The sequence below is a fragment of the Salinivibrio sharmensis genome, assembly GCF_001995985.1.
Lineage (GTDB): Bacteria > Pseudomonadota > Gammaproteobacteria > Enterobacterales > Vibrionaceae > Salinivibrio > Salinivibrio sharmensis.
Genome location: NZ_MUFC01000012.1, coordinates 81,453 through 88,395 on the forward strand (window position 1 = coordinate 81,453; position 6,943 = coordinate 88,395).

Sequence of the window (6,943 nt, forward strand, 5' to 3'; positions counted from 1 at the left end):
GGGCGCTTGGTGACGTTTGGTGGGTTATCAGACGATTTTAGGTTGACCATCCGAGGCGGTGGCGCCTCCATCAACGGGGAGGTTAACACCGGAGATAAATGACGCATCGTCACTGACAAGAAATGCTACCGCAGAAGCCACTTCTTCAGGCTCTGCAGGACGGCCAAGTGCGATACGTTCATTAAATTTTTCTCTCACCGATTCAGGCCAGCCATTGGTCATGTTGGTTTTAACCAAGCTCGGGCATACGGCATTAATACGTACGCCTTGAAGGCCGTGATCAAGTGCCATGGCACGCGTTAGGTTCGCAACCGCGCCTTTAGCGGCACAGTAAAAAGCCGCGCCCCAATCTCCGCCTAGGCCTGATACTGATGCTGTGTTTACCATTGAGCCTTTGGTTTTAATTAACTCAGGCATGGCATATTTGGCGCAAAAAACCACACCATCAATATCCACGCCTGATACTTTCTCCCAGTCGTCTAATGTGCCGTCAATCACAGAGCCGGGGGTATGCACCCCAGCGTTATTGATCAGCATATCTAGCTGCCCAAAGTGGGATACCACTTCTTGAATCATCGCTTCTACCGCTTTTGGGTCCGATACGTCGACAGAGAGCTTTAAGACGCGATCAGCATCGTATTTTGCGGCTGTGTCATTTAATGCCGCTTGGTTCCAGTCCGCAATGGCCACTTTGGCGCCTTCTTGATAGAGGCGGTCGGTAATGGCTGCGCCAATACCGTTAGCTGCGCCAGTAATCAATGCCACTTTTTGATTAATACCTTTCATCGTTTTCTCCATTGTTTAGCGTTTCAATTAAGCAAATACCGGATCCATACTGCCGGCCTCACGAGGGGCCATCAGCTTGTCGTTGTCACTGTAATCAACAGGAATCGCGATCACGGCGGGTCCTTCGGTGTCCATAGCTTGTTTCAGTTGGCTGGCGAGCTCTTCTTGGCGCGTGACCGCAAAACCTTTGGCACCAAACGCCTCGGCGTAGGCTTTAAAGTCAATCGGGCCAAATTTCACACCGGAAAAGCGCTGATATTTTTTGACCTCTTGCATCTCTACCATGTTGTAGGCGTTGTCCACCCAAATAATGTGTAGCAAGTTGCATTTGAGGCGCACAGCAGTCTCAAGCTCCATGCTCGATTGCATAAACCCACCGTCTCCGGAAACGGACACCACTTTGCGATCGGGGTTGAGCAAGCTGGCACCAATTCCCCAAGGAAGGGCGACGCCCATGGTTTGTTGACCGTTCGAGACCAACAATTGACGGGAGCGGAAGCAGTTGAGGTAACGGGCAATCCAAATGTGGAAACTGCCCATGTCCAAGCACAAGGTTGTGTCTGGGGTGATCACATCCTGCATCACTTTGATTAGGTGTAACGGATGCAAAGCAAACTCTTGGTGTGACTGGCTATAGGCACGAATCGCTTGGCGTTGGTGAGCGACTTCTTCGAGCACATCGACGGTGGTAGATGGCATCAGCCAGTGGTGATCGAGCTGCTCGGTGAGAGCGTTCAGGGTAGGCTCAATTTGACCAACGAGCTCAACGCTGGGGCGATAGTAGTGCTCAATTTCCGCAGGTTCGACGTCAATATGAACGATGTCTGTGTGTTGGGTATTCCAAAGTTCAGGGTCGTATTCAATCGGGCTAAAGCCAATGGTGATGATAAGATCTGCATCTGCAAGCAATAGATCGCCGGGCTGGTTGTTGAACAAACCCACGCGACCCGCAAAGCGCTGGTAGTAGCTAATATCAACGGTACCTGCCGCCTGATAGGTGCCGAGAACGGGTAATTGGGTACGATTAAGCAGAGTACGAATAGCGGTGGCATTCTCGGGGCGACTGGCTTGTAAGCCTAGGAGGAAAACCGGATTTTTCGCCGCTTTGATTTTACTGGCTGCCTCGCTGATGGCCCGCGTATCTGCCATACCGGGATGGGCGGGGAAGGTCGGCGCGAGAATATCGCTTTCCACGGGGTCGTTGAGAATGTCCATGGGCAGACTGACAAAGGCAGCGCCGGGGCGGCCGCTTTCTGCTGAGCGGAAGGCATTGGCAAGGATCTCAGACGCAGCAGTGCTGGCTTGAACCTCGGCGCTGTATTTGGTGACGGAGCGGAATACGCTCACGGTATCAAGGCTTTGGTGGGTTTGTTTTTGTTGATCGGCCCGTTTTACCGCGCCCCCTAATGCGACCAAGGGATCGCCTTCTGAGGTTGCGGTTGCCAGACCGGTAACCAAGTTGGCACAGCCAGGGCCAGAGGTCACCATGGTCACACCCGCCTTGCCGGTTAGACGGCCGACGACGCCTGCCATAAAGGCACCATTCGCCTCGTGACGAACGGGGATCATCTTAATGTTGGTGTCTTCAACCGCGTCAAAGAGACGGTCGATTTTGGCGCCAGGAATACCAAAAATGTATTCCACACCTTGGCGTTCTAGGTGATTTGCGATCAGTTGTGCGCCATTGTCCCACTGTGTTTTTTTAGTCATGTTGGGCTCCTCGTGAGGTTGCCTCCCGATGGGAGGTGATATTATTTTTCTGCTTGTTCGATAGCGGCGTGTATGTTGTCCGGCGTTAAGTTCGCGCCGAGGAAGCTGGCATTGGTCGGAAGATCAATGACCAGTTTAGAGACCCGTCCAATTTGCAAGGTGCCACAAGCCAATTCGTAGTCTTGGACATGGCCTCCGCCTTGGCGTGTGTCAGTGATAAAGTGCTCGTGATAGCCAGCGACATTGATCCCTTGGGTATATTGTGGGCTGCGAAATCCTGCAATCACGCCATTAACATGATCAAAGCGAAACTCAGGTTGTGCAGCGATGGCCTCAAGCATGGGTTTGTACGGTGGGGTTTGTTTGGGCACAGTGCGCGTGCGTACATGCTCAAAGGCACCGTCGATACGAACCGCACAAAAAATGTTGTCGCTTGGCACCAAGCTATCGATGACATCATGCAGCTCTTGGCGCGACATGGGGTGATCAAAACTCTGGCTAATCTCTGGCTTGAAGAAGGTCATGACCGCAAAGGGGGTCTTTTGGTCCGGGTCGGCGTGACGCGCCGAGCCATCACCGCGCAGCTGAAATATGGTTTTATCAAAGGCGATGAGTTCACCGTCGAGTTGGTTAAATGTGCCGAGGCCGAAGTCGCCATGTTTGAGGAGATCGGCCATGGTGGTGTCGCCTTCGTAGACGCCATCAATCAAGGCACTCATCAGGGAGGTTTGATAGATTTCACCCTCTCCAGTGTGTTGGTGATGCTCAACGTAGGCGGCCGCAATGTGCTCGGCACAGTGGCAGGTTTGGGTGCTCATAAAGCGTCCTCGTTAACCGTGTTTAACGACCGTTCTGATAACCAAACGGTTTGTTGTATGAAATCTATAGATATGATGCGAGCTGACGTGGATAGCATCCAATACAAAAAAGGTTGGCTTTGATATCGAAAAGATATGGCACATAAAAAACGTGGTAAGATACTGAATATCAGAGATTTCTCGGAGGCAGGGTCATGGAGATAAGGTATTTACGGTATTTTGTAACGGTGGCAGAGTGCCGACACTTTACCCGCGCAGCCGAAAAGTTGGGCATTGCACAACCACCACTGAGCCAGCAAATTAAAAAGCTAGAGCAAGAGGTGGGGGTGCCTTTATTTGAACGCTTATCTCGCGGGGTGGCGTTAACCCCCGCCGGTCAGGTGCTTTATGATGATGCGGTGAAAATCTTGGCGCAGTTGGATCATGCGGTGCAGCGGGTCAAACAAGTGGCGCGAGGAGAGCGGAATCAACTGCGGCTTGGATTTGCCAGCTCGACGGTGGTGAGCCAAGCCGTGTTAGAACTTGTTCGGCGATTACAGCAAGCCCATCCAGACATTGATTTTCAACCGATAGAGTTACCCATGCCAGCGTTGGTGGAAACCTTGCGCGAACAGGATGTCGATCTCGCCTTTCTACGCTTACCATGTTATGCCAGTGAACACGTGGCACACACGCCGTTGTTTCCTGATCCGTTTAAGCTGGTGGTACCTGCTAATCATGTCTTTGCCAAGCAGCAAAGCGTGACGTTGTCACAGTTGGGCGATGACCCGATTATTCTGTTTCCGCGTGATATTGGCCCAGGGTTACATGATGCCTTGGTGGATGCCCTAAAAGGGGCGGGACTGGCGCCATCGAATGCCTCTTTAGCGCCACAATTGCATTCGGCAACGGCGATGGTTTCCGCGGGGTTTGGGATTGCCTTGGTGCCTGAATCATTGACCACACAGCTGAGCGATCATGTTGCTGTGGTCGCGGTTGAAGACATGCCCTTAGTGAGTCACGTCGTATTGGCGTGGCAGCGCACCAATACCGCTCAGGTTGTGCGTCGGTGTATTCATACCGCACGAGAGCAAGTCACTCAGATGGGGAGCTGAGCCGTTAAGGCCGTTGAGCGGCATGCTGTAAAAACTCTAATTGCATTCGCTCTTGCTCACTCATTTGATAGGGCTCGTCGGATAACTGTCCGGTGTCAAAAACACCGAGTGAATAATGATCCTGTGGGCTGATGCCAAATTGTGCTCGCTCACCGGGGTAGCCAGACATACGCTCAATGAAGACGTCTTTGAGTTGCCATTCATCACCATAGCCGCTCATTGAGGCTCTAAATGCACGTAGATCCAGAGTTTGCTCTCCCTCACTGAGGCGTGTCTTGCTGGTTAATACCGCAACGGGTTGATCATCAGTAGTAAATAGGTTGGCACGCACCCGATAAATACCGCTCTTGTCGATATCCAAAACGAGTGGAATGACCATATCCGGCCCACGGCCGAAAACTGGCTTCACCCCTTTCACTTCCGCAATTGGCTGATAAAGACGGAAGTCGGCGGTGAGTACATCGTCGCCATCATCAAAACTGAGTGCTGCTTTGAGACGAAGTTCAATAGGCCAATCGGCTTCGGGCTCAATGTTCCACTGTGTATCTGTGACATCGAGTTGGGTCAATTCCCGATTGGACTGGACATCGATAATCGACAAGGTCGCGTGATTAAGAGAGGCTGGGGTGACCAGTGAGGCTTGGATGTTTTCCGGATAAAAGTAGCGATACTGGTTGAGCTTTAATGCCGCTTTCACCGAGCCGTCGAGAATCGGCATCGGCGTTGAAACGTGCCGGTTCCAGTGTAAATAAGGACTTTGTTTTGAAGGAATAGGAATCGAATAGGTGGGGTGTTGGATTTGCTCTGCATAGTCAGCGGCAATATAGCTAAGTGCTGGTTCAACTGAGGCTTGCTTGATATCTGGCTCCGCAGGTTGATGTTGTGTCTCATCGCCTGTGAGGTCAAGCTCCGCCGGCGGGGGATCATCATCGGATCGAGGTAACAAAGACAAACGATCGCCCTCATTGGTAGATTGAGGCACAGGTGTATCAGCCACATCAAACCATAAATAAGCCGTGGTTCCAATTGATACTAGCAAGGTTACTGCGAGCAGCAGTCTAGTCATAGCAATCCCTAATTAATGTGTTACAGCCAAGGTAGCACAGCAAAGAAAAGCGAATAAATCCAAGCAGCTGCCCTTATACCGATGAAAGGGCAGCTTTGTTAGTTTTGTCACAGCTTACACGAAATTATTGTGGGAGTGCATGGACAAGCTCTGACAAGGTGTCACGGTCTGAATCTTTCACAAAGCGATATTTCTTACCAAACCAGCCATCTTCGTCAACCGTATCGACGGCGATTCGAGACTGATCGCCGAGCACAAGTTCTGGATCGGTCGCTGTTACCTTCCCTTTGTGCCAAGGGTTAAAGATGGTGAGGTGGCTATATTTGTCGCCCATCAATAATGGATAGTGCGAGGGCATAAAGCGTCTAACCCCCGTTTGTACGTAACCTAGCTTACCGTCAAATTCGATCGCGGTAGAGCAGCTATCAAATGCTTCGGCATCCGCGGCGCCACAGGCGGAGTGAGCGGCAACCACGCCATCATCACTGCCCGGAATAAAGGGAGACGTGGCACCTAAGAAGTCAGAGCCATTGCCCACAAAGCGGATACGCGGTACACGGTTATCAGGCCACATGGCGAGTTGGCGCGCGTTTGCCACTTTCAGGTCGTTCAGTACGCCGATATTGTCTTTACTAGGGAGTTGTCCCATCCACAGTGACACGGCTTTTTTCATGGCATGATTTAGCCAACCACCTCCCTCGGCAACATTCACTGCGATGTTAGCTAGTTCAACGCCACCACCTGCGCCTGCAAAGTCAAAGGTGCCGACAATGTTGAGAGGCTCGAGCCCTGCGTTATTCAGCCAGTTTGCTTGGTTATCTAACAGGTAGCGAGCCACCAAGTCGCCGGTAGAGTGGGTCACTAAAATGCAGCCGGACAGACAGGTTTCTTGCTCGGAAAGCGTTTTTAATGCAGGCCATAGATAGTCTGATGCAATCTTTCCTTCTATCCGCTCGTGAGCGGGCCAATCGACACGGGCATCAGCATGCTGTAACCAGTAGTTTTGCCAGTAGTCTGAGCCGTCTGCGGCTACTTGATCACGATCTGGACGGCTTTGTAGTTGGTCGGGTTGAAAACCATGAACTAATACAACGTTGTATTGACCGATGGCAGCAAAGCCTGTTGAAGACACCATAAATAGGGCGATTGCCATTGTTATCTTATAAATATATTTCATTTTTGTTGCCAACCTGTTTTGAGTAAACACTCAGTACTTATAGCTGATTATAAACTCATTGCCATAGTAATAAACAGGACAATAAAAGAGCATTTAAACGAAAAAAATAAGGAAACACCCTATCCACTTCCTTGTTTTGTATAGTAAATAACCGTATTTTGTGTGAGAAGACATCGGCAGGGTCAAGTATTAACCATGCATTGTTAGGGGCTAATATTTTTATGAATAAACGGGTTAATCACATCATTTGTTGAAATGTGATCTTGTTTCTAAATAAAACGATGTTTATCGC

6 protein-coding genes are annotated in these 6,943 nt (G+C 50.6%); 1 reads left to right on the top strand and 5 read right to left on the bottom strand.

Translation table 11 applies throughout. The features are described 5' to 3' along the window. Positions 1 to 27 precede the first annotated feature (27 nt). Genes BZG74_RS11855 through budA form a run of 3 tightly spaced genes read right to left on the bottom strand, consistent with a single transcriptional unit; the run spans position 28 to position 3,314 of the window. Complete coding sequence (locus BZG74_RS11855; protein ID WP_069362573.1) at positions 28 to 786, bottom strand: SDR family NAD(P)-dependent oxidoreductase; 759 nt, start codon at positions 784 to 786, stop codon at positions 28 to 30. A gap of 27 nt (positions 787 to 813) precedes the next feature. Next, positions 814 to 2,496, bottom strand: a complete 1,683-nt coding sequence (alsS, locus tag BZG74_RS11860) for an acetolactate synthase AlsS (RefSeq protein WP_077772789.1) — start codon at positions 2,494 to 2,496, stop codon at positions 814 to 816. A 41-nt stretch (positions 2,497 to 2,537) separates the two neighbouring features. After that, complete coding sequence (budA, locus tag BZG74_RS11865; protein WP_077480760.1) at positions 2,538 to 3,314, bottom strand: acetolactate decarboxylase; 777 nt, start codon at positions 3,312 to 3,314, stop codon at positions 2,538 to 2,540. A gap of 194 nt (positions 3,315 to 3,508) precedes the next feature. On the opposite strand from budA, the gene BZG74_RS11870 reads away from it, so the two are divergent. Then, positions 3,509 to 4,408 (top strand): LysR family transcriptional regulator, encoded by a 900-nt coding sequence (locus BZG74_RS11870; protein WP_077772790.1) that lies wholly within the window; start codon positions 3,509 to 3,511, stop codon positions 4,406 to 4,408. Positions 4,409 to 4,412: 4 nt separating this feature from the next. On the opposite strand, the gene BZG74_RS11875 is transcribed toward BZG74_RS11870, so the two are convergent. Together BZG74_RS11875 and BZG74_RS11880 are read right to left on the bottom strand one after the other, a co-directional pair. Further along, positions 4,413 to 5,474 (bottom strand): hypothetical protein, encoded by a 1,062-nt coding sequence (locus BZG74_RS11875; RefSeq protein WP_077772791.1) that lies wholly within the window; start codon positions 5,472 to 5,474, stop codon positions 4,413 to 4,415. A gap of 124 nt (positions 5,475 to 5,598) precedes the next feature. Next, positions 5,599 to 6,651: a hypothetical protein gene (locus BZG74_RS11880; RefSeq protein WP_077772792.1), complete on the bottom strand. Its 1,053-nt coding sequence runs from the start codon at positions 6,649 to 6,651 to the stop codon at positions 5,599 to 5,601. Positions 6,652 to 6,943 lie beyond the last annotated feature (292 nt).